Consider the following 21,630-nt stretch of genomic DNA (forward strand, 5'->3'; position numbering starts at 1 on the left):
GACGCGTCATGGTGGCCGCCGCGGCGGTGCTCGCCGTGACGGCCGGGTCACTGGCTCTCACCCGGTTCGGCTCCGCCGAGGAGACGGGCGGCCCGAAGAACACCGGGCTGCCCCCGGCCACCGCCGCGGTCGAGCGCGGCGACCTGCGCGACAGCGCCCAGGCGGACGGGACGCTCGGCTACGACAAGCAGCGCAAGGTCAACGCGGGCGCGGCGGGCACCATGACCTGGACCCCGCGCACCGGCTCGACCGTCAAGCGGAACGAGCGGCTGTACGAGGTCGACGGCCGGGCGGTGTGGCTGATGTACGGCTCGGGACCGATGTACCGGACGCTGAAGCCGGGCGACCGGGGCCGGGACGTGGAGCAGCTGGAGCGCAATCTCGTAGAGCTCGGCTACACCGGCTTCACCCCGGACGACGAGTACACCGAGCTGACCGCGGCCGCCGTCAAGCGCTGGCAGAAGTCCCACGACAGCCAGCGGACCGGAACGGTGGGGCCGCAGGACATCGCCTTCGCCCCGGGGGAGGTCCGGATCAAGAGCGTCGAGGCGGCCGTCGGCGAACTGGCCCAGCCCGGCGCTCCGGTCCTCACCACGACCGGCTCCGAGCGCATCGTGACGTTCGAGCTCGACGTCGCCGAGAGCCAGCTCGCCAAGGCGGGCACCAAGGTCACCGTCGATCTGCCGGACGGCAGCAGCGCGGCCGGGGCGGTCTCCTCGGTCGGCCGGACGGCGAAGCCCGGCAACGACCCGCAGGACAACAGCCCCAAGGTCACCCTGACCGTCTCCTTCGACAAGCCGGCCAAGGTCGGCGGCTTCGACCAGGCGCCGGTCACGGTGAACCTGACCGGCGAGCTGCACAAGGACGTCCTCAGCGTCCCGGTGAACGCGCTGCTCGCGCTGCCCGGCGGCGGCTTCGGCCTCCAGGTCGTCCAGGGCGGCACGGTCCGCGACGTGAAGGTCGAACTCGGCATGTTCGCCGAGGGCCGGGTCGAGGTGTCCGGCGGCGGGCTGCGCGAGGGCATGAAGGTCGGGGTGCCGAAGATATGAACACGGTCGTCGGCCTCAGGGGCGTCACCAAGGAGTACCCGGGCCCGGTCGCCGCCCTGCGCGGGGTGGACCTCACCGTCGAGGAGGGCGAACTCCTCGGCATCGTCGGCCCGTCCGGCTCCGGCAAGTCCACACTGCTGCACATCATCGGCACCCTGGACCGCCCCACCGCCGGGTCCGTCCACATCGCGGGGCACGACGTGGCGGCGCTCTCCGACCGCAGGCTCTCCGCGCTGCGTGCCCAGCACGTCGGCTTCGTCTTCCAGGCGTTCCACCTGGTGCCGGGCGTCAGCGCCCGCGACAACGTCGCGGAAGGCCTGCTGTACTCGGGCCTGTCCCGTGCCGTACGCCGCCGCAGGGCCGCCGAAGCGCTGGAGCGGGTCGGGCTCGCCGACCGCCTCGACCACAAACCGCACCAGCTCTCCGGCGGACAGAAACAGCGGGTCGCCATCGCACGGGCCGTCGTGGGGGAACCCGCGCTGCTGCTGGCCGACGAACCGACCGGGGCGCTCGACTCGGCATCAGGGGAAGCGGTGATGAAGCTGCTGCGCGACCTCAACCGGGAGGGCGCCACCATCGCGGTCATCACGCACGACACCGAGATCGCCAGGGACCTGCCGCGCGAGGTGCGCATCCGGGACGGCCAGGTGGTCGCGGACGTACGCAATCCGTCCGCGGACGGAAGCGATCCGTCCACGGGCATGCACGATCCGTCCACGGATGTGCACGACGGCTCCGGAAACAACCGCTCCGCCGCCGCGACGGGAGCGGACCAGTGAGGGCGCGGCGCGCGGACCGCGACGCCGGCGGCCGGGGCCGGGGGCGGGGGCGGCTGAAAGCGGCCCGGCTCGGCCCCCGGGACGTGCTGCACGTCGGCTCGGCGGGGCTGCGCAGCCGGCCGATGCGGGTCGTGCTCTCCGCCCTGGGCATCGCCATCGGTATCGCGACGATGATCTCGGTGGTGGGCATCTCCGCCTCCAGCCAGGCCCAGCTGCTCCGGGAGCTCGACAAGCTGGGCACCAACCTGCTCGTGGCCTCCCCCGGCGATTCGATGTTCGCCGGGCAGGACGTCGAGCTGCCCGAGGACGCGGTCGGGATGGTGGGCCGGATCAAAGGCGTCCAGGGGGTGGGCGCGACCGCCGACCTCGACGCGACCGCCCGCCGCAACGAGAAGATCGACAAGGACGATACGGGCGGGATCACCGTCAAGGCGACCACCGGCGACCTGCTGCGGGTGCTGCGCGGCGAGGTCCGCAGCGGCAGCTGGCTCAACAGCGCGACCGGACGCTACCCCTCCGTCGTGCTCGGCCATGTCTCCGCGGAGCGTCTCGGCATCACCGCTCCGGGCCGGCAGGTGTGGATCGGCGACCGGTACTTCACCGTGGTCGGCATCCTCGCCCCGCTGCCGCTCGCCCCGGAGATCGAACGCTCCGCACTGGTCGGCTGGGAGGGTGCGAAGCGCCTGCTGGGCTTCGAGGGCCACCCCACATCGGTGTACGAGCGCTCGGCCGACGCGGCGGTACAGGACGTGCGCAAGGTCATGGCGGCGACGGTCGACCCGCAGAACCCGCAGAACGTGAAGGTCACCGACCCGTCGTCGGCGCTCCGGGCGAAGGCGGCGACCGAGGGGGCGTTCAGCAGCCTGCTGCTGGGCCTGGGCGGCATCGCGCTGCTCGTCGGCGGCGTCGGGGTCGCCAACACCATGATCATCTCGGTGCTGGAGCGGCGGTACGAGATCGGGCTGCGCCGCTCGCTCGGCGCGACCCGGGGCCAGATCCGCATCCAGTTCGTCACGGAGTCGCTGATGCTCTCCGGCCTGGGCGGCCTGGCGGGCGTGGCGCTCGGCGCGGCGGCGACCGGGGTGTACGCGTACTCCGGCGGGCTGCCCTGGGTGGTGCCGCCGTGGGCGGTCGGCGGCGGCTTCGGCGCGACGCTGGTGATCGGCACGATCGCGGGCCTCTACCCGGCGGTGCGGGCGTCCCGTCTCTCACCGACGCTGGCGCTGCACGCGGCGTGAGGACGGGCCCCGGCCGGGGGCGGTGCCGGGCTCCGCGACGGGGCCCGGCACACCCCTGGCCCAACCGCGTCGCCTACGGCCGCTTCGTCACCTGCGCCAGGTCCACCGCTGCCGCGACCCGGACCGCCACGCTCTCCGCGTACGCCGCGTCGGGGCGTTCGAAGGCCGTGCGATGAGCGGAGCGCAGAAACGTCACCACACCCAGCGTCCGCCCCCTGCTCCGCAGCACCGCGCACAGCGCGTGCACCGAATCCCCCGGCCACTGCCGTTCGGCCGCCCACACCCCGGCCCCGGGCCCCGCCCCCGCGCTGGACCGTACCGAACCCGTACGGTCCACCGCCTGAAGAGCCGGGTGCCCCGGCGTGTACCGCAGCGGAATACCGCCGCCGGCCACCAGCAGGCACGGACCCGGCTCACCGGACGGGGTCGCCGCCACCCGCACCAACCGCTCCCCCGCCACCAGGTCGGCCAGCACATGGTCGGCGAAACCCGCGAGCGCATAGTCCAGATACGACGTCGCCGCCTCCATCGGGTCCTCGCACTCGGACGCCGACCGCGAAGCCCGGTGCAACTGGTTCGAGCGGAACCGCACCCGGTCCGCCTCCTGCGCCGCCAGCTTCTCCGTGGTCACGTCCTGGAACAGCCAGCCGACCCCCAACGGGACCGGCTCCTCCGCAAGCGGCGACGCCAGCCGCAGAAAACCACTGCGCCAGCAATGCCGCCGCTCCCCCTCCGCCGTCCGCAACGTCACCCACAACTCGGCGGGCGCCGGCGGTGCGCCCTCGGCGAGTACGTGCTGCAGCGCGCCCTCCAGATCCTCGACGCCCTGCGCGATCAACTCCCCCAGCGGGCGGCCCAGCAGCGTCGTACGACCGCCGCCCAGCGCCCGTGCCGCGTGTGCGTTGACGACCGTCGGGCGCAGATCGGCGTCCACGAGCACCACACCCCACGACGCGTCCTCGAACAGCGCCTCACTCAGCGCGATCGACCGCTCCAGATCGATCTGCGCATGCACCTCCCCGAACGCGCAGTACACCCCGGCCGGCTTCCCGTCCGCACCCCGGACCCCCGCCGACTGCGTCCGCACGAGCACCCGCCCACCGTCCTTGCGCAGCAGGGCGAACTCATGCACCCGGCGACCGGCACCGTCCATGGCCGCCATCAGCCGCCCCTGCACCTCCCCCGCATCCGCCCGCCGCACCGCCCAGCCGGCAAACCCGGGCCGGCCCACGGCCTCCTCGGCGGACCAGCCCAGAATCCGCTCGGCCTCACGGTTCCAGTGGGTGATGGTGCCGTCCGCGTCGAACGCGCAGAGCGCCGCATCCATCCCGTCGAGCAGCGCCGCAAGCAACTCGGCCCCGGGCCCCGCCCTCGGACCCTCTTCGGGCTCGAGCGCGTCGGTCGTCCCACTGCTCGTGGACGCACTCATCCCGTACCCCCCGCAGGACGTATCCGGCATTACCGCACGTCAGACCATTGAACTCGAACGTGTCCCAGCGCACACCGACTTCTCTGAAATAGGCCGGTCCATTTAATTCGGTTGTGCGGTCCCGGAAGGGTTCCTAGTGTGTGCCGTACACGTTGAGAGGAGGTGATCCGAAAAGTGCAGTCTTATCGGATTCGTGAGGTGGCTGCGGGCTGACAGCCCGTCGTCGCACACAGTGCACCTCGGCAGGCTGTCTGCCGAAACCCAAGCAGTCACCGACCCGCAGGCTCGCCGGTAAGTCCGGCCGGCTCCTTCGTGCACGGAGGAACCAGAGCCTGCGGGTTTCTGCATGTCCGGAGGGGAATGGGGCGGATTACGGGCACAGGCGCTCGACGCGCCACTTCTCGCCCTCGCGTACATACCTCAGCCGGTCGTGCAGCCGGTTCTCGTGGCCCTGCCAGAACTCGATCGTGTCGGGGACCACGCGGAAACCGCCCCACTGAGGGGGCGCGGGGACATGTTCGCCCTCCGGATAGCGGGCGGCCAGTTCCTCGTAGCGTTCGATCAGCTCGTCGCGGGAGCCGATCACCGTCGACTGGGCGCTCGCCCAGGCGCCCAGCTGGGAGCCGTGCGGACGGGTGCGGAAGTAGGCGACCGTCTCTTCGCGGCCGACGCGGGCCGCCGTGCCGGTGACGACGACCTGGCGGGCCATCGGGTGCCAGGGGAAGAGCAACGAGACGTACGGGTTGGCGGTCAGTTCGCGGCCCTTGCGGGATTCGTAGTTGGTGAAGAAGACGAAGCCGCGTTCGTCGTACTTCTTCAGCAGCACGGTGCGTGAGGACGGCCGGCCCTCGGGGGTGGCGGTGGAGACCACCATGGCGTTGGGCTCGTGGAGCACCCCGCCCACGGCTACCTGCCGGAACCAGTGGGCGAACTGCTGCATCGGGTCGGCAGGCAGCGTGTCCTCGGTGAAGGCCACGGAGCGGTACTGCTCGCGCATCGCGGCCGGATCGGTGGTGGAATCGGAGGGGGAGTCTGCGGTGGGCACGGGGTCATCCTGCCGCAGCGACCGAGTCTTCCCGGCAAGGAGGGGTGTCAACCCGTCATCGGTGAATCGGGAAGCTGTGCCGGATGTCACGCTTCCCCGCGTCGTGGGAACCCGCCAATATCTTGGGGCAGGCCACTGTGGCCTCCGTACAGCCACCGACCTGAGGGAGCCGCCATGTCCGACTTCGTACCGGGACTAGAGGGAGTCATCGCGTTCGAGACGGAGATCGCCGAACCGGACAAGGAAGGCGGTTCGCTCCGTTACCGCGGTGTCGACATCGAGGATCTCGTCGGCCATGTGTCGTTCGGAAATGTCTGGGGTCTGCTGGTCGACGGGGCGTTCAACCCGGGGCTGCCGCCGGCCGAGCCGTTCCCGATCCCGGTGCACTCCGGGGACATCCGGGTCGATGTGCAGTCCGCGCTGGCGATGCTCGCTCCCGTGTGGGGCCTGAAGCCGCTGCTCGACATCGACGAGGAGACGGCGCGCAACGATCTGGCGCGGGCCGCGGTGATGGCGCTTTCGTACGTCGCCCAGTCGGCGCGCGGGCAGGGTCTGCCGATGGTTCCGCAGAGCGAGATCGACAAGGCGAAGTCCGTGGTCGAGCGGTTCATGATCCGCTGGCGCGGTGAGCCGGACCCCAAGCACGTCAAGGCCGTCGACGCGTACTGGACGTCGGCCGCCGAGCACGGCATGAACGCCTCCACGTTCACCGCCCGGGTCATCGCGTCGACCGGCGCCGATGTGGCGGCGGCGCTTTCGGGTGCGGTGGGCGCGATGTCGGGGCCGCTGCACGGTGGTGCGCCGTCCCGGGTCCTCGGCATGATCGAGGAGATCGAGCGGACCGGGGATGCCACCGCGTATGTGAAGAAGGCCCTGGACAAGGGTGAGCGGCTGATGGGCTTCGGGCACCGGGTCTACCGGGCGGAGGACCCGCGGGCGCGTGTTCTGCGGCGTACGGCGAAGGAGCTGGGCGCGCCGCGCTTCGAGGTGGCGGAGGCGCTGGAGAAGGCGGCGCTGGAGGAGTTGCACGCGCGTCGCCCGGACCGGGTGCTGGCGACGAACGTGGAGTTCTGGGCGGCGATCATGCTGGACTTCGCGGAGGTTCCGGCGCACATGTTCACGTCGATGTTCACGTGTGCGCGTACGGCGGGCTGGTCGGCGCACATTCTGGAGCAGAAGCGGACGGGGCGGCTGGTGCGGCCGTCGGCGAGGTATGTCGGGCCGGGGTCGCGTGATCCCCGGGAGATCGAGGGGTTCGAGCAGATCACGGATCTGGGCAACTGAACCCGTGATGTGAGGTCCGGGGCCGGCAGGCCTGTCGGCCCCGGCTCAGTCGAGTGCGTCGTCCAGCAGCTCCGCCCACTGTGCCACGACCTTCTGACGCCGGGCGGTGTCGTCGGTGAGTACGTTGGCCAGGCCCAGGCCGCGGGCCATGTCGAGGAGGCCCTGGACGGTTTCGCGTACGCCGGGCCTGGTTTCGTCGGCGGTGAGGAGTTCGACGGCGATGCGGTGGGTCTCGCGGCCGACTCGGGCTTCGAGTTCGGTGACGCGGGGGCGGAGTTGTTCCTCGTTGGACGCGGCGACCCAGAGCTGGAGTGCGGCGCGGAAGAGCGGGCCCGTGTAGAGGTCGACGAGGGCGGCGACGACGGCCGTGCGGCCCTGGACGGGCAGGGCGCGCAGGGCGGCGGAGCGTTCCTCGGCGACGTATTCGACGGCTGCGGTGAACAGGTCCTCGCGGGTGGGGAAGTGGTGCTGGGCGGCGCCGCGGGAGACGCCTGCGCGTTCGGCGACGACGGAGACGGTGGAGCCTGCCCAGCCGTGTTCGGCGAGGCAGGCGACCGCGGCTTCGAGGAGTCGCCGGCGGGTGGCGCGGCTGCGGTCCTGCTTGGGGGTCCTGTCGGTGGAGGGCGTCACAACACCCATGCGGGGTCCCGTCGTTCGAGGAAGGCCGTCATCCCTTCCCGTGCCTCGGCGGAGGCGAAGAGTGCTGCCGAGCGGGCGATGAGGTCTTCGGCGTACTGGTCGAAACTTATCCGCACAGTAGCTGTGACCAGCTCCTTCGATGCTGCCAGCCCCTGTGGTGAGGCTCTGCGCAGTCCGTCCAGTACGGGTACGAGTGCCTTGTCGATGTCCTCGGCGGACCCGACGGCGATCGTGATCAGGGAGATGCGGGCCGCTTCGGACGCGTCGAAGCGTTCGCCGGTGAGGTAGTAGCGGGCGGCGGCGCGCGGGTCGGTGCGGGGCAGCAGCGGCATGGAGATGACGGCGGGGGCGAGGCCGAGCCGGGATTCGGTGAGGGCGAACGAGGCGCCGGGGCCTGCCACGGAGATGTCGCAGGCGCTGAGCAGTCCGAGGCCGCCCGCCCGGACGTGTCCCGTGACCCGGGCGACGACGGGCTTGGGCAGTGTGACGATCTGCCGCATCAGGGCGACGAAGGCTGCCGGGTCGGGCGGTCCGGTGAGGTCGGCGCCCGCGCAGAACGTGTTGCCGGTGTGGGTGAGGACGACGGCTCGTACGGTGTCGTCGGCCGCGCACGTGTCCAGGGCGGTGGAGAGCTCGCCGACCAGTTGCGCGGAGAGTGCGTTGCGGTTGGCCGGTGAGTCGAGGGTGAGGGTGGTGATGCCCCGGTCGTGGGTGGGTTCGGCGAGCGGCGTCATGTGTCGGTCTCTTTCTCGCGGGGCTTCTCGAACGCGGCGGGAGCCGCGGTGGGCAGCTGCGGCGTGGAGAGACAGGGTGTCCCGCGTCAGTACGACTTGGGGAGACCCAGGGACTGATGGGACACGTAGTTCAGGATCATTTCCCGGCTGACGGGTGCGATCCGGGCGACGCGGGCGGCGGTGATCAGGGACGCGAGGCCGTATTCACGGGTGAGGCCGTTGCCGCCGAGGGTGTGTACGGCCTGGTCGACGGCTTTGACGCAGGCTTCGCCGGCCGCGTATTTCGCCATGTTGGCGGCCTCGCCGGCACCGGTGTCGTCGCCGTCGTCGTACAGCCGGGCGGCTTTCTGCATCATCAGCCGGGCCAGTTCCAGTTCGATGTGGGCCTGGGCGAGGGGGTGGGCGATGGCCTGGTGGGATCCGATGGGTTCCTTCCACACCTGGCGGGTCTTCGCGTACTCGACGGCGCGGGCGATTGCGTAACGGCCCATGCCGATGCCGAATGCGGCGGTCATGATGCGTTCGGGGTTGAGCCCGGCGAAGAGCTGGAGCAGTCCGGCGTCCTCTCCCCCGCTCTCGGCTTCGCCCTTGTGGGAGGTACCCCCTCCCACAAGGGCGTCGGCGGGCAGCCGTACATCGTCGAGGGCCAGCTCGAACTGCTTCTCCGGGGCCTGGAGTTCCATGTCGATCTGCGAACGCCGGAAGCCGGGTGTGTCGCGCGGGACGATGAACAGGCAGGGCTTGAGCCTGCCGGACCTGGCGTCCTCCGTGCGGCCGACGATGAGGGTGGCGTCGGCGATGTCGACGCCGGAGACGAAGACCTTGCGCCCGGTGAGCAGCCAGTCCTCGCCATCCTTGCGGGCGGTGGTGGTGATGCGGTGGGAGTTGGAGCCCGCGTCGGGTTCGGTGATGCCGAAGGCCATGATGAGGCTGCCGTCGGCGAGGCCGGGGAGCCACTGCCGCTTCTGGGTTTCGGTGCCGAAGCGGGCGATGACGGTGCCGCAGATGGCGGGGGAGACGACCATCATGAGGAGCGGACTGCCGGCCGCGCCCAACTCTTCCAGGACAATGGAGAGTTCGGCCATGCCGCTGCCTCCGCCGCCGTACTCCTCCGGGAGGTTCACGCCGAGGTAGCCGAGCTTGGCGGCTTCGGTCCACAGCTCGCGGGGGTGGGCTCCGTCGCGTACGACGGAGGTCATGTAGTCCCGCCCGTAGCGCTTTCCGAGGGCGGCGACGGCTGCGCGCAGGGCCTGGTGCTCTTCGGTTTCGAGGACGGTGCTCATGCGTTCTCCTCAGGGTCTGCGGGTTCGGTGACGACGGCGAGCAGGGCGCCGACCTCCACCTGGAGGCCGGGGGCGGCGTGCAGTGCGGTGAGGGTGCCGGAGGCGGGGGCGAGGATGCGGTGTTCCATCTTCATCGCCTCCAGCCAGATCAGTGGCTGCCCGGCTTCGACCGTCGCCCCTGCTTCGAGGCCGTCCGCGATGCGGACGACGGTGCCGGGCATGGGGGCGAGCAGCGAGCCGGGTTCGGTCCGGTCGGTGGGGTCGGTGAAGCGGGGCAGGGCGGTGAAGGTGTACGAGCCGGTGGCGGTGTCCACGTACGCCTTGTCCCGGTGGATGGTGATGGCGAAGTGGCGGGTGACCGAGCCGACTTCGAGGGTGACGTGGTCGGGGCGGGCGGCGATGACCCGCTCTCCGGTTTCGGGGACGGGGCCGGTGCGTGTGGTGCGGTAGGCGGCCAGGTGTTCGGTGCCGTCGGGTTCGGCGCGGTAGCGCTTGACCTGGGGTTGCGAGGAGATGTTGCGCCAGGCGCCGAAGCGGGCGGGACCGGGGCCGTCGTGTCGGGTGGCGGCGTCGGCGAGGGCGGCGGCCAGGGCGGCGGTGCGGTGGTCCGCTTCGTCCGGGGCGGGGGTGAGGGTGTCCAGGTGGCGGTCGTAGAAGCCGGTGTCGAGGCGGGCGGCGCGGAAGTCGGGGTGGCGCAGCGACCGTACGAGCAGGTCGCGGTTGGTGACCGGGCCGTGGATGCGGGCGCGTTCCAGGGCGCGGGCGAGGAGGCGTACGGCTTCGCCCCGGGTGGGGGCGTGGGCGATGACCTTGGCGAGCATCGGGTCGTAGTGCACGCCGATGGTGTCGCCGCCGGTGTATCCGGTGTCGAGGCGCAGTCCGGGTTCGTCCGGCACATCCAGTGTGAGCAGTGCTCCGGTCTGCGGCTGCCAGTCGCGGGCGGGGTCCTCGGCGTAGAGGCGGGCCTCGACGGCGTGGCCGTGCGGCTCGGGGGGTGCGGTGGCGGGCAGCGGTTCGCCTTCCGCGATGCGCAGTTGGAGGGCAACGAGGTCGAGCCCGAAGACGGCTTCGGTGACGGGGTGTTCGACCTGGAGGCGGGTGTTCATCTCCAGGAAGTACGGCCGTCCGTCGGCCGCGAGGAGGAACTCGACGGTGCCCGCGCCCCGGTAGCCGACGGCGCGGGCGGCGGCCGCGGCGGCATCGTGCAGCCGGGTCCGCAGCGCGTCGTCGAGACCGGGTGCGGGGGCCTCCTCGACGACCTTCTGGTGGCGTCGCTGGAGCGAGCAGTCCCGGGTGCCGAGCGCCCAGACCCCGCCGTGCTCGTCGGCCATGACCTGGACCTCGACGTGCCGGCCCCGCTCCACGTACGGCTCCGCGAAGACCTCGCCGTCCCCGAAGGCGGCAGCGGCCTCGGCGGAGGCGGCCGTCAACTCACGGGATAGATCGGTGAGTTCACGTACGATCCGCATTCCGCGTCCGCCGCCGCCCGCTGCCGCCTTCAGCAGCAGCGGAAGGTCGTCGGCGGTGACTTTCTCCGTGTCGACGGGCGCGAGCAGCGGCACCCCGGCGGCGGCCATCAGCTCCTTGGCGCGGGTCTTGGACGCCATCAGCTCGATGGCCTTGACCGGCGGCCCCACCCAGACGAGACCGGCGTCCTGCACGGCCCCGGCGAATCCGGCGTTCTCGGAGAGGAAGCCGTACCCGGGGTGGACGGCGTCGGCGCCCGCCGCCAGCGCGGCGCGTACGACGAGGTCACCGCGCAGATAGGTGTCGGACGGGGCGGCGCCCGGCAGCCGTACGGCGGTGTCCGCCTCCCGTACGTGCAGTGCGTCGGCGTCCGCGTCGGAGTACACGGCGACGGTGGCGATGCCCAGCGCACGGCACGTGCGGAAGATCCGGCAGGCGATCTCGCCCCGGTTGGCAACGAGCAGTGTGGAGATCATCTGTGGCCTCACATCCGGAAGATTCCGAAGCCGCCGCGGGCGCCTTCGACCGGGGCGGTGTGGATCGCGGACAGGCACATCCCGAGGACGGTCCTGGTGTCGCGCGGGTCGATGACCCCGTCGTCGTACAGCCGCCCGGAGAGGAACATCGGCAGCGACTCGGACTCGATCTGCTGCTCGACCATGGCGCGCAGTCCGGCATCGGCCTCGTCGTCGTACGGCCGTCCCTTCGCGGCAGCGGAGGCGCGGGCGACGATGGACAGCACCCCGGCGAGCTGCTGCGGCCCCATGACGGCGGACTTGCTGCTGGGCCAGGCGAAGAGGAAGCGCGGGTCGTACGCCCGTCCGCACATGCCGTAGTGCCCGGCCCCGTACGAGGCGCCCATCAGCACGGACAGATGCGGGACCTTGGAGTTCGACACCGCGTTGATCATCATCGCGCCGTGTTTGATGATGCCGCCCTGCTCGTACTCCTTGCCGACCATGTAGCCGGTGGTGTTGTGCAGGAAGAGCAGTGGGATGTCGCGCTGGTTGGCGAGCTGGATGAACTGGGCGGCCTTCTGCGACTCCTCGCTGAACAGCACACCTTGCGCATTGGCGAGGATGCCGACGGGATAGCCGTGAAGCGTGGCCCATCCGGTCACCAGGCTGGTCCCGTACAGCGGCTTGAACGCGTCGAAGTCGGAGCCGTCGACGAGCCGGGCGATGACCTCGCGCGGGTCGAAGGGCACCTTCAGATCGCCGGGCACGATGCCGATCAGCTCGTCCTCGTCGTACTTCGGTGGTTCGGCCGGTCCCGGATCCGCGTGTGCCTTCTGCCAGTTGAGGCGGGCGACGATCCGGCGGGCCTGGCGCAGCGCGTCCTGCTCGTCGACGGCGAAGTGGTCGGCGAGCCCGGAGGTGCGGGCGTGCATCTCGGCGCCGCCGAGCGATTCGTCGTCGCTCTCCTCGCCGGTCGCCATCTTCACCAGGGGTGGTCCGCCGAGGAACACCTTGGACCGCTCCTTGATCATGACGGTGTGGTCGGACATGCCGGGGACGTAAGCCCCACCGGCGGTCGAGTTCCCGAAGACGACGGCCACGGTCGGGATGCCGGCCGCCGACAGCCGGGTGATGTCGCGGAACAGCGCCCCGCCCGGGATGAAGATCTCCTTCTGCGACGGGAGATCGGCGCCCCCGGACTCGACGAGACTGATGCAGGGCAGCCGGTTGGCGAAGGCGATCTCGTTCGCCCGCAGGGCCTTCTTCAGGGTCCAGGGGTTGGAGGCTCCGCCGCGTACGGTCGGGTCGTTGGCGGTGATCAGGCACTCCACGCCCGACACCACCCCGATCCCGGTGACGAGCGAGGCGCCGACTGTGTACTGGGGGGCCTCGCTCCCCCAGGCGGCGAGCGGTGACAGCTCCAGGAACGGGGTGTCCTCGTCGATCAGCAGCTCGATCCGCTCCCGGGCCAGGAGCTTTCCGCGCGAGCGGTGCCGCTCGGTGTACTTCTCACCGCCGCCCGCCTGCGCCTTGGTGTGCTCGCCGGCCAGCTCGTCGAGTTTCGCGAGCATGGCCGCACGGTTCGCGGCGTATTCGGGGCTCGCGGTGTCGAGCCCGGTGGGCAGGACGGTCATGCGTTCACCTCCGGTGCGTGGGCGGCTTCCAGCAGCGATACGGGGATGGGGAGGTGCCGGGAGCGCAGCCACTCCCCCACTGCCTTGGCCTGCGGATCGAACCGGTGCCGGGCGGCGACGCCCTCACCGAGCAGCCCGTGCACGACGAAGTTCAGGGCGCGCAGGTTCGGCAGGACATGGCGTACGACGGTGAGGTCGGCGGTCTCCGGAAGCAGCTCCCGGAACCGTTCGACGGTCAGCTCATGGGCAAGCCACCGCCAGGCGTCGTCGCCGACGGCCCACACCCCCACGTTGGCGTCCCCGCCCTTGTCGCCGCTGCGGGCACCCGCGACCCGGCCGAGCGGGGCGGTCCGGGTGGGTCCGGCGGACGGCAGGGGCTCGGGCAGCGGCGGCTCCCCGGCTTCCCTAAGGGGCTGCGTCCGTGCGGGATGTTCCTGGCTCTCCCGCCGTCCGTCCGGCAGGACGGCGACGTGCGGGACCTCGCCGGCCGGTACGTACTCTGCCTCGAACACCCCGTACGGTGCGCCCTTTCCGGGCGGGGCGGTGACATGGAAGCCCGGATAGCTGCCGAGGGCGAGCTCGATCGCCGCGCCGGAGACCGCGCGTCCGACGGCCTCCGGGTCCTGGTCGCGCACGACGAGCCGGAGCAGGGCGCAGGCCCTCTCCTCGGTGTCGGCGTCTGCCCGGTCGGTCCGGGCCAACTCCCAACGGACCTCGGCGGGTCGGGTACGGGACCGGTCGAGTGCTTCCGTGAACTGGTCCTTGACGAGCTGTGCCTTGGCCTCGATGTCGAGCCCGGTGAGCACGAAGACGACTTCGTTGCGCCAGCCGCCGAGCCGGTTGAGTCCGACTTTGAGTGTGGGCGGCGGGGCCTCGCCGCGCACGCCGGAGATCCGTACCCGGTCGGGGCCTTCCTGGGTCAGCCGCACGGTGTCGAGTCTGGCGGTGACATCCGGTCCGGCGTACCGGGCCCCGCCGGTCTCGTACAGCAACTGGGCGGTGACGGTGCCGATGTCGACGACGCCGCCCGTGCCGTCGTGCTTGGTGATGACGGACGACCCGTCGGCATGGATCTCGGCGACGGGGAAGCCGGGCCGGCGCAGGTCATGGCCCCGGAAGAACGAGTAGTTCCCCCCGGTGGCCTGGGTTCCGCACTCCAGTACGTGTCCGGCGACGACGGCCCCGGCGAGGGCGTCGTGGTCGCCGGGGCCCCAGCCGAAGTGGGCGGCGGCGGGCCCGGTGACGAGGGCGGCGTCGGTGACCCGTCCGGTGACGACGACATCGGCGCCCGCGGTGAGGCAGGCGGCGATGCCCGCGCCGCCGAGGTAGGCGTTGGCGGTGAGGAAGCCCTCGGGTACGGGAAGGCTGTCGCCCTCCACATGGGCGACCCGTACGGGCACTCCCACCTTCTGCGCCAACTCCCGCACGGCGTCGGCAAGTCCGGCCGGATTGAGCCCTCCGGCATTGGCGACGATCTTCACTCCGCGCTCGTGGGCGAGCCCGAGGCCCTCTTCGAGCTGGCGCAGGAAGGTGGTGGCGTAGCCGTGCGCGGGATCCTTGAGCCGGCTCCGGCCGAGGATGAGCATGGTCAGCTCGGCGAGATAGTCCCCGGTGAGTACGTCGAGGGGCCCGCCGGTGAGCATCTCTCGTACGGCGTCGAAGCGGTCGCCGTAGAACCCGGAGGCATTGCCGATGCGCAGCGGTCCGGTCACTTGCCGCCTCCCCGGGGTGCGCGGCCGGGTCCGGCGGGCCCGGCGAACGCCTGGGCGATGTCGAGCCACTGGTCGGCGTCGGGCCCGACGGCCCGGACGGCGAGGTCGTCGCGGTGGGCGCGCTGGGTGACGAGAAGGCAGAAGTCGGCCAGCGGCCCGGTGACGCGTTGCGGTGCGTCCTCGGCCCCGAAGGCGATCAGCTCTCCGTCCGGGGCCAGGAGTTCGACCCGGAACTCCTCCTCGGGCGCCTTGATGCCCCGTACCAGGTAGGCGTAGTCCCTGGCCCGCACCCCGATCCGGGCGACGTGCCGCAGCCGGGCGGTGGGGGTCCTGGTGACCCCGAGGGCGTCGGCGATGTCCTGGCCGTGTGCCCAGGTCTCCATGATCCGGGCGGTCGCCATGGAAGCGACGCTCATCGGCGGCCCGTACCAGGGAATACGGGTACCGGCGGGTGCGTCCCGCAGCGCCGCTTCGAGCCGCACCCGCCCGTCGCGCCACCGCGCGAGCAGTGTGTCCGGGGCGAGTACGGCCAGTTCCTCCGCGCCCCGGTCGACAAAGGATTCGGGCGCCTCCATGGCCTCGGCCACCTCCGCGGCGAAGGCACCGGCATCGGTGGCGGCGAGCAGTGCGACCTCGTCGGTCCAGGTGAGATGGGCGATCTGGTGCGCGATGCTCCAGCCGGGAGCCGGGGTCGAAGCGGCCCATTGCCCGGCGCTCAACCCCCGTACGAGTACGTCGAGTTCCTGGCTCTCATCGCGCATGTCGTCGATCACGGCTGCGACATCGGGCACGGTGCGCTCCCCTCGGGGCAAGGCGGTGTGCCCAGGAGCATGGCAGCGGACCCATAAACAAGCAAGCGTGCTTGCATTGTTTTCCGACTGTGCGATCCCGTGCCGGCCTGCGCACGGTGCCACCATGCGGGCCGGTCTCGCGAACGTGACACTCGGGTCCGATGTGTCACGTTCGCGATCACCCTTTGCCTCGCAGCGGCGAGACGGGCACGGCGTCGTGTGAGTATCGGGCAATGGGTGCAATAGAGATCCGCCGCCGTCGCGGCGACGACATGGAAGCGTGCGTCGACGCGCTGGCCACCGTGCACGAGGCAGACCGCTACCCGGTCGAATGGCCGGCCGACCCGGGGGCCTGGCTCACCCCTCATGGGCTGCTCGACGCCTGGGTGGCGGTGGACGGCCCGACGGTGCTGGGGCATGTGGCACTCACGCGCACGGAGGATGTCCTGGCGAAGGAGACCGGTCTGCCCGCGGCAGACCTGGCCTCGGTCGCCCGGCTCTTCGCGCGCTCCGAGGCCCGTCGCCGCGGGGTGGGCGGCGCGCTGCTCGACATGGTGACGGCGTCGGCAGCAGCCGACGGCGTGCGGCTCGTTCTGGAGGTCGAGGACGGCGGGGCGGCCGCCATCGCACTCTATGAGCGCGCCGGGTGGCGATACGTCGGCAGCCGCACCGACGACTGGACCACGGCCGACGGGCGTCCGGCCCGGTTGCATGCGTACGTGGCCCCGGCCGGCCCTGTCGGGAGCCTTCCGTGATCCGCTGATCCGTCCTGCCGAAGTCCCGCCGCACCGCAGGGCGGACCGTCAGGTGTGGTTCTGGCTCCGCATGCCCCGTACCTGGCTGCGTACCGCGCCCATGCTCGCCCCGATGACCAGTGCGATGGCAAGGGCGTCGGTGGCCGTCAGCGCCTGATCGAGGATCAGGAAACCGGCCGTCGCCGCGATGGCCGGTTCCAGGCTCATCAGTACCGCGAACGTCGGCGCGGGCAGCCGGCGCAGCGCCATCAGTTCCAGCGTGTACGGCAGCACCGAGCTCATCAGCGCCACCGCCGCGCCCATCGCGAGAGTCGACGGGACCGCGAGCTTCGCGCCCGACTCCAGGATGCCCAGCGGAAGCGACAGGATCGCGGCAACCGCCATCGCCAGGGCCAGGCCGTCGGCCTGCGGGAAGCGGCGGCCGGTGCGGGCGCTGAAGACGATGTACGCCGCCCACATCGCCCCGGCACCGAGTGCGAACGCCGCGCCGACCGGGTCCAGGCGGTCGAAGCCTCCACCGCCCAGGAGGAACACTCCGCCCAGGGCGAGCCCCGCCCAGACGAGATTGATCAGGCGGCGGGAGGCGACGACCGAGAGCGCGAGCGGTCCGAGCACCTCCAGGGTGACGGCCACGCCCAGCGGAATGCGGTCGAGTGCTTGGTAAAAGAGCATGTTCATAGCGCCCATCGCGACGCCGAACGCGACCACTGTGCCCCAGTCGGCCCGTGAGTGGCCACGCAACTTCGGGCGGCAGACCACCAGCAGCACGACCGCGGCGACCGCCAGCCGGAGCGTGACCACGCCGAGCGCACCCGCCCGCGGCATCAGCAGCGCCGCGACCGCCGAGCCGAACTGGACGGAGAGCCCGCCCGCGACCACCAGCGCCACCGGAGCGAGCGCCGCCCTGCGGCCGCCCGGACGTGCGGGGCCCGTGCCGTCGAGGGCGGACACCGCCTCCGGTACGGCGACGGCTGCTGCGGCCGGCTCCACGGCACTGCGCTGGTCTTTCACGGGCTGCCTTCATCCTCGAAGAGTTCAATGTGTTGCACTTGGCAATTGAAGATACTGCACTCCTGCGGTGCGGCTCGTTTCTTCACCGTAGAGACGTCAGCGCGGCACGTGAAATGCCGATTGCGCTCTCGTTATGCTCCACACGCATGAGCACAGGACAGGGCCCCGGCCGCGCCGTCGAGCTGCGTCACCTGCGCGCCTTCCTCGCCGTCGCCGAAGCGGGCAATGTCACACGCGCCGCAGCCGCGCTCCGGCTCACCCAGCCCGCCGTCTCCCGCACCCTCGCCGCCCTGGAGCAACACCTCGGCGTCCGGCTCGTCGACCGCTCCACCCACCACCTCTCCCTCACCCCCGAGGGAGTCGTCTTCCGCGACAAGGCCGCCGCCGCGGTCGCCGCCTTCGACGAGGCGCTCGACTCCGGCAGGCTGCGCCACTGGCCGCTGCGGCTCGGACACGCCTGGTCGGCGTTCGGCCCGTACACCACACCCCTGCTCCGACGCTGGCAGGAGCGGTATCCGCAGACCCCGCTCGAACTGCTGCGGATCGACGACCGCACCGCCGGGCTCACCCGCGGCGAGGTCGATGCGGCGTTGCTGCGGGGACCGGTCGAGGCGCCGGGGCTCGTCACCGAGGTGCTCTTCGACGAGGACCGGGTGGCGGCGGTGGCCGCGGACGGGCCGCTCGCCGCCCGCGCCATGCTCCGTCTCGCCGATCTGGCGGGCGGCACCGTCGTCCTCAACACGGTCTCCGGCACCACCACCGTCGACCTGTGGCCACCGGATGCCAGACCCGCCGCGACCCTCACCGTCGCCAACACCGACGATTGGCTGACCGCCATCGCGGCGGGGCGCGGCGTCGGGGTCTCCGCCGCGTCCACCGCCGAAATGCATCCGCACTCCGGGGTCGCCTACCGCCCGCTCGTCGACGCCCCGACCGTCCCGGTCCTGCTCGCGCGGCGCGACGCCCCCGGCCATCCCGCACTGCCGAAGCTCGCCGCGCTCGCCCGCGAGATCGTGGGGCGAGACGCCGCGGAATGAGGGAATTTCCGCGCACAGTCGCCCAGTTGGGGTGCCGTGGCCCGCAACGCGAACATCAGGATCAGCGCGAAGGTCGCCAGCAACCACGATGCGATCCTCAAGAAGGACTCCCCGGCCGTCGCCGAGGCCGTACGCGAGGTCGCCGCTCTCGACCGCGGGGGGCGCTGAAGACACGCCGCGGGCCACGGCACCGCTGTACCGATGTTCCCCAAGGCCGTGGGAGGAGGGGCGGGGGCGGAGCCTAAGGGCCGGGAGGTCCCGCGGACGGGGTCTCGTTGTTCAGGCCCTCCGCCAGTACCTCTGCCAGATGTCTCGCCCGCACACCGCCCAGTTGCTCCAGCTGCGTCCGGCAGGAGAAGCCGTCCGCCAGGAACTCCGTGCCGGGCTCCGCGGCCCGTACCGATGGCAACAAGGTCTCCTCCGCGCAGGCCGCCGATACCGCCCAGTGGCCCCGTTCGAAGCCGAAATTTCCGGCCAGTCCGCAGCAGCCGCCGCTCAACTCACCGGTCAGTCCGGCCCGTTCGCGCAGACGGCGGTCCGCCGCGTCGCCCAGGACCGCGTGCTGGTGGCAGTGGGTCTGGCCAGTGGCCGGGCGGTCCAGGCGCGGCGGTTGCCAGTCGGGGACGTACTCCTCCAGGTACTGCGCCAACGTCCTGACCGACCCCGCGAGTTCGGCCGCGCGTGGGTCGTCGGGGAGGAGTTCGGGAAGGTCCGTGCGGAGAGTCGCGGCGCAGCTCGGTTCGAGGACGACGAGCGGATCGCCGAGACGGACACCCATCCGGTCCAGGGTCCGGCGCATGACCTTGCGGGCCTTGTCGAGCTGGCCCGTGGACACGTACGTGAGGCCGCAGCACACGCCCCGGCCGGGGTACACGGCTGTGCGGCCCGCCGCATCGAGGACCCGGACCGCCGCTTTTCCGACCTCCGGGGACAGGTACGTCGTGAAGGTGTCCGGCCAGACGGTCACCGTCCGGACCCTCCACCGGCCGTCCGACAGGATTCGCGTCTTCCCGTCCCAGCCCTTGCGGACCCACCGGGTGAACGTCTCCCGCGCCAGTAGCGGGAGCGTCCGCTCCGGGGCGATGCCCGCCAGCCGTTTGGCCAGGGCCGCCAGCGGGCGGACCCGGGCCAGGGCGTTCAGGACGGGTGCGAACGGGGCCGCCGCACGCAGCCAGGCCGGCAGCCGTCCCATCGCGTAGTGGGCGGCCGGGCGCAGCCGCCCCCGGTAGTGGTGGTGCAGGAACTCCGCCTTGTACGTGGCCATGTCGACACCCACCGGGCAGTCGCTGCGGCAGCCCTTGCAGGACAGGCAGAGATCGAGCGCGTCGCGCACCTCCGTCGACCGCCAGCCGTCCGTGATCACCTCGCCCGCCAGCATCTCGTGCAGCAGGCGGGCCCGGCCGCGGGTGGAGTGGGCCTCCTCGCCGGTCGCCCGGAACGACGGGCACATCACGCCCGCGCCCGCCGGCTCCGCCGTACGGCATTTGGCGACGCCCACGCATCTGCGTACCGCCGCGGAGAAGTCTCCGCCGTCGTGCGGGTAGCCGAACGTGACGTCCACCGGGCGCCTTGGCAGCACCTCGAAGCGGAGGTTCTCGTCGAGCCGGGCGGGGTGGGTGAGGATGCCGGGGTTCATGCCGCCGTACGGATCCCAGATGTTCTTGAACCGGGAGAAGAGAGCGACCAGTTCGTCTCCGTACATACGTGGGAGCAGTTCGGCCCGGGCCAGGCCGTCGCCGTGTTCCCCGCTCAGTGATCCGCCGTGCGCGACGACCAGGTCCGCCAGCTCCTCGGAGAAGCGGCGGAAGCGGACCACTCCCTCGGGGTTCAGCAGATCGAAGTCGATCCGGACATGGATGCAGCCGTCGCCGAAGTGCCCGTACGGGGTGCCGCGCAGTCCGTGGGCGGTGAGCAGGGCACGGAAGTCGCGGAGGTACGGGCCGAGGCGGGCGGGCGGTACGGCGCAGTCCTCCCAGCCGGGCCAGGCCTCCGTGCCGTCCGGCATCCGTGTGGCGGTGCCGGCGGCGTCCTCGCGGATGCGCCACAGGGCCCGCTGTCCGGCGGGGTCGGTGACGACCATGCCGGCCGGCGCGTCGGCCGCACGGAGGATGCGCCCGGCGTGCGCCCGGGCCTCGGCCGGGGTGGCGCCACCGGTCTCGACGAAGAGCCAGGAACCTCCGCGCGGCAGCCCGGCCGGTTCCCGCACGAGATCGGCGGCCATGCCCTCCACAGTCAGGGGGTGGAACGGCAGCAGGCCGCAGGCGGCTTCAGCGGCCGCGGACTCGTCGGCGTATGCGAGTACGGCTAGCGCGCGGGCCACCGGTGCCTCGACCAGTCGTACGGTCGCCTCCGTCACCACACCGAGCGTGCCCTCGCTGCCGCAGAAGGCGCGGACGAGGTCGGTTCCGCGCTCGGGCAGGAGTGCGTCCAGGGCGTATCCGGAGATACGGCGCGGGAGCTCGGGGAAACCGGTGCGCAGGAGGGCGAGGTTCTCGCCGATGAGTTCGGGGAGTCCGGGGAGTCCGGGGAGTCCGGTGGGGGGTTCGGCCTCCCCTGCCCGGCCCAGACGCAGCGTGTCGCCGCCGTAGCGGGCCACGGTCAGGGCGCTCACATTGTCGGCCGTGGTGCCCCACGCGACCGAGTGCGCGCCGCAGGAGTTGTTGCCGATCATGCCGCCGAGCGTGCAGCGGCTGTGCGTGGAGGGGTCGGGGCCGAAGGTGAGGCCGTACGGGGCGGCGGCGGTGCACAGGTCGTCCAGGATCACGCCCGGCTGGACGACCGCTGTACGGGATTCGGCGTCCAGCTCGACGATCTTCCGCATATGGCGGGTGAGGTCGAGGACGACGCCGGTGCCGGTGGCCTGACCGGCGATGGAGGTGCCGCCGCCGCGCGGGACCACGGGCACGGCGTGCGAACGGCAGACGGCGAGCGCGGCGGCCACGTCGTCGGCGTCGCGCGGGGTGACGACGCCGAGCGGTACGCGGCGGTAGTTGGAGGCATCCATCGTCGTCAACGCCCTTGCGGTGGGGCCGAAGTCGACCTCTCCGCGGACCGCGGCGCTCAGGGCCTGTGCGAGTGCGGCGGATTCCGGCGGTTTGCGATGTGCGGCCATGGGCCCAGGATGCCGTTGATCCGGCCACTCGGCGGCCCCGCGCCCGCGCGATTCCCCCGAATACGTCAATACGTCGGAGTACGTCGGATGCGTGGTCACATACGTGACAGAGAACGCCACAAGCGCTTCCCAAATGGAGCGTCAATTCTCATATAGTGACCATGACTTGCCTT

At 71.7% G+C, this 21,630-nt stretch carries 18 protein-coding genes; 7 read left to right on the top strand and 11 right to left on the bottom strand.

Translation table 11 applies throughout. From position 1 onward, the window contains the following. Positions 1-8 precede the first annotated feature (8 nt). Genes ACFVYE_RS02060 through ACFVYE_RS02070 form a run of 3 tightly spaced genes read left to right on the top strand, consistent with a single transcriptional unit; the run spans position 9 to position 3,066 of the window. Positions 9-1,049 carry an efflux RND transporter periplasmic adaptor subunit gene (locus ACFVYE_RS02060; RefSeq protein ID WP_383961048.1) on the top strand — a complete coding sequence of 347 codons (1,041 nt, stop codon included), beginning with the start codon at positions 9-11 and terminating at the stop codon, positions 1,047-1,049. Then, on the top strand, positions 1,046-1,828 hold the full coding sequence (locus ACFVYE_RS02065) for an ABC transporter ATP-binding protein (protein ID WP_383961033.1): 783 nt from the start codon (positions 1,046-1,048) through the stop codon (positions 1,826-1,828). The genes ACFVYE_RS02060 and ACFVYE_RS02065 overlap by 4 nt, the downstream gene beginning before the upstream one ends. Continuing rightward, complete coding sequence (locus ACFVYE_RS02070; RefSeq protein ID WP_383961030.1) at positions 1,825-3,066, top strand: ABC transporter permease; 1,242 nt, start codon at positions 1,825-1,827, stop codon at positions 3,064-3,066. The genes ACFVYE_RS02065 and ACFVYE_RS02070 overlap by 4 nt, the downstream gene beginning before the upstream one ends. A 73-nt stretch (positions 3,067-3,139) precedes the next feature. On the opposite strand, the gene ACFVYE_RS02075 is transcribed toward ACFVYE_RS02070, so the two are convergent. Further along, on the bottom strand, positions 3,140-4,495 hold the full coding sequence (locus ACFVYE_RS02075; RefSeq protein WP_389603618.1) for a PAS domain-containing protein: 1,356 nt from the start codon (positions 4,493-4,495) through the stop codon (positions 3,140-3,142). A gap of 370 nt (positions 4,496-4,865) precedes the next feature. After that, on the bottom strand, positions 4,866-5,492 hold the full coding sequence (gene pdxH / locus ACFVYE_RS02080) for a pyridoxamine 5'-phosphate oxidase (protein ID WP_389603723.1): 627 nt from the start codon (positions 5,490-5,492) through the stop codon (positions 4,866-4,868). 222 nt (positions 5,493-5,714) lie between these two features. Between pdxH and ACFVYE_RS02085 the strand changes: the two genes are divergently transcribed. Further along, positions 5,715-6,824 (top strand): citrate synthase 2, encoded by a 1,110-nt coding sequence (locus ACFVYE_RS02085; RefSeq protein ID WP_383961022.1) that lies wholly within the window; start codon positions 5,715-5,717, stop codon positions 6,822-6,824. A gap of 45 nt (positions 6,825-6,869) precedes the next feature. Here ACFVYE_RS02085 and ACFVYE_RS02090 read toward each other — a convergent pair whose 3' ends face one another. The 7 genes from ACFVYE_RS02090 to ACFVYE_RS02120 all read right to left on the bottom strand — a co-directional run bounded on the left by ACFVYE_RS02090 (position 6,870) and on the right by ACFVYE_RS02120 (position 15,542). Continuing rightward, positions 6,870-7,463 carry a TetR/AcrR family transcriptional regulator gene (locus ACFVYE_RS02090; protein WP_383961019.1) on the bottom strand — a complete coding sequence of 198 codons (594 nt, stop codon included), beginning with the start codon at positions 7,461-7,463 and terminating at the stop codon, positions 6,870-6,872. Beyond that, positions 7,451-8,197, bottom strand: a complete 747-nt coding sequence (locus ACFVYE_RS02095) for an enoyl-CoA hydratase family protein (protein WP_383961017.1) — start codon at positions 8,195-8,197, stop codon at positions 7,451-7,453. Before ACFVYE_RS02095 ends, ACFVYE_RS02090 begins: the two co-directional genes overlap by 13 nt. A gap of 86 nt (positions 8,198-8,283) precedes the next feature. Beyond that, complete coding sequence (locus tag ACFVYE_RS02100; protein ID WP_383961011.1) at positions 8,284-9,480, bottom strand: acyl-CoA dehydrogenase family protein; 1,197 nt, start codon at positions 9,478-9,480, stop codon at positions 8,284-8,286. Then, positions 9,477-11,423, bottom strand: coding sequence for an acetyl/propionyl/methylcrotonyl-CoA carboxylase subunit alpha (locus ACFVYE_RS02105; protein ID WP_389603621.1), 1,947 nt, complete (start codon positions 11,421-11,423; stop codon positions 9,477-9,479). The genes ACFVYE_RS02100 and ACFVYE_RS02105 overlap by 4 nt, the downstream gene beginning before the upstream one ends. Positions 11,424-11,431: 8 nt before the next feature. Continuing rightward, positions 11,432-13,039, bottom strand: a complete 1,608-nt coding sequence (locus ACFVYE_RS02110) for an acyl-CoA carboxylase subunit beta (protein ID WP_389603623.1) — start codon at positions 13,037-13,039, stop codon at positions 11,432-11,434. Then, a complete protein-coding gene (locus tag ACFVYE_RS02115) occupies positions 13,036-14,751 on the bottom strand; it encodes an acyclic terpene utilization AtuA family protein (protein WP_389603625.1) in 1,716 nt (571 codons plus the stop codon). The genes ACFVYE_RS02110 and ACFVYE_RS02115 overlap by 4 nt, the downstream gene beginning before the upstream one ends. Next, a complete protein-coding gene (locus ACFVYE_RS02120; protein WP_383961000.1) occupies positions 14,748-15,542 on the bottom strand; it encodes a TIGR03084 family metal-binding protein in 795 nt (264 codons plus the stop codon). Before ACFVYE_RS02120 ends, ACFVYE_RS02115 begins: the two co-directional genes overlap by 4 nt. A 233-nt stretch (positions 15,543-15,775) precedes the next feature. Here ACFVYE_RS02120 and ACFVYE_RS02125 point away from each other — a divergent pair, with 233 nt between their 5' ends. Then, positions 15,776-16,297 carry a GNAT family N-acetyltransferase gene (locus tag ACFVYE_RS02125; RefSeq protein ID WP_383960997.1) on the top strand — a complete coding sequence of 174 codons (522 nt, stop codon included), beginning with the start codon at positions 15,776-15,778 and terminating at the stop codon, positions 16,295-16,297. Positions 16,298-16,345: 48 nt separating this feature from the next. On the opposite strand, the gene ACFVYE_RS02130 is transcribed toward ACFVYE_RS02125, so the two are convergent. Beyond that, positions 16,346-17,308: a DMT family transporter gene (locus ACFVYE_RS02130; protein ID WP_383960996.1), complete on the bottom strand. Its 963-nt coding sequence runs from the start codon at positions 17,306-17,308 to the stop codon at positions 16,346-16,348. A 146-nt stretch (positions 17,309-17,454) separates the two neighbouring features. Here ACFVYE_RS02130 and ACFVYE_RS02135 point away from each other — a divergent pair, with 146 nt between their 5' ends. Then, positions 17,455-18,345: a LysR family transcriptional regulator gene (locus tag ACFVYE_RS02135; RefSeq protein WP_389603628.1), complete on the top strand. Its 891-nt coding sequence runs from the start codon at positions 17,455-17,457 to the stop codon at positions 18,343-18,345. Positions 18,346-18,381: 36 nt separating this feature from the next. Further along, positions 18,382-18,513 carry a hypothetical protein gene (locus tag ACFVYE_RS02140; RefSeq protein WP_389603630.1) on the top strand — a complete coding sequence of 44 codons (132 nt, stop codon included), beginning with the start codon at positions 18,382-18,384 and terminating at the stop codon, positions 18,511-18,513. A 73-nt stretch (positions 18,514-18,586) separates the two neighbouring features. On the opposite strand, the gene ACFVYE_RS02145 is transcribed toward ACFVYE_RS02140, so the two are convergent. Beyond that, positions 18,587-21,457 carry an FAD-binding and (Fe-S)-binding domain-containing protein gene (locus ACFVYE_RS02145; protein ID WP_389603632.1) on the bottom strand — a complete coding sequence of 957 codons (2,871 nt, stop codon included), beginning with the start codon at positions 21,455-21,457 and terminating at the stop codon, positions 18,587-18,589. Positions 21,458-21,630: the final 173 nt, after the last annotated feature.

The organism is Streptomyces sp. NPDC058239 (genome assembly GCF_042882185.1).
In the GTDB taxonomy this organism is placed as follows: domain Bacteria; phylum Actinomycetota; class Actinomycetes; order Streptomycetales; family Streptomycetaceae; genus Streptomyces.

Excerpts from the sequence above, each read along its gene's own strand:
- ACFVYE_RS02065 (WP_383961033.1), top strand. The coding sequence starts at position 1,046 with ATGAACACGGTCGTCGGCCTCAGGGGCGTCACCAAGGAGTACCCGGGC.
- ACFVYE_RS02145 (WP_389603632.1), bottom strand. The coding sequence starts at position 21,457 with ATGGCCGCACATCGCAAACCGCCGGAATCCGCCGCACTCGCACAGGCC.
- ACFVYE_RS02110 (WP_389603623.1), bottom strand. The coding sequence starts at position 13,039 with ATGACCGTCCTGCCCACCGGGCTCGACACCGCGAGCCCCGAATACGCC.
- ACFVYE_RS02105 (WP_389603621.1), bottom strand. The coding sequence starts at position 11,423 with ATGATCTCCACACTGCTCGTTGCCAACCGGGGCGAGATCGCCTGCCGG.
- ACFVYE_RS02085 (WP_383961022.1), top strand. The coding sequence starts at position 5,715 with ATGTCCGACTTCGTACCGGGACTAGAGGGAGTCATCGCGTTCGAGACG.
- ACFVYE_RS02060 (WP_383961048.1), top strand. The coding sequence starts at position 9 with ATGGTGGCCGCCGCGGCGGTGCTCGCCGTGACGGCCGGGTCACTGGCT.
- ACFVYE_RS02135 (WP_389603628.1), top strand. The coding sequence starts at position 17,455 with ATGAGCACAGGACAGGGCCCCGGCCGCGCCGTCGAGCTGCGTCACCTG.
- ACFVYE_RS02090 (WP_383961019.1), bottom strand. The coding sequence starts at position 7,463 with ATGGGTGTTGTGACGCCCTCCACCGACAGGACCCCCAAGCAGGACCGC.
- ACFVYE_RS02095 (WP_383961017.1), bottom strand. The coding sequence starts at position 8,197 with ATGACGCCGCTCGCCGAACCCACCCACGACCGGGGCATCACCACCCTC.
- pdxH (WP_389603723.1), bottom strand. The coding sequence starts at position 5,492 with ATGCGCGAGCAGTACCGCTCCGTGGCCTTCACCGAGGACACGCTGCCT.
- ACFVYE_RS02100 (WP_383961011.1), bottom strand. The coding sequence starts at position 9,480 with ATGAGCACCGTCCTCGAAACCGAAGAGCACCAGGCCCTGCGCGCAGCC.
- ACFVYE_RS02125 (WP_383960997.1), top strand. The coding sequence starts at position 15,776 with ATGGGTGCAATAGAGATCCGCCGCCGTCGCGGCGACGACATGGAAGCG.
- ACFVYE_RS02075 (WP_389603618.1), bottom strand. The coding sequence starts at position 4,495 with ATGAGTGCGTCCACGAGCAGTGGGACGACCGACGCGCTCGAGCCCGAA.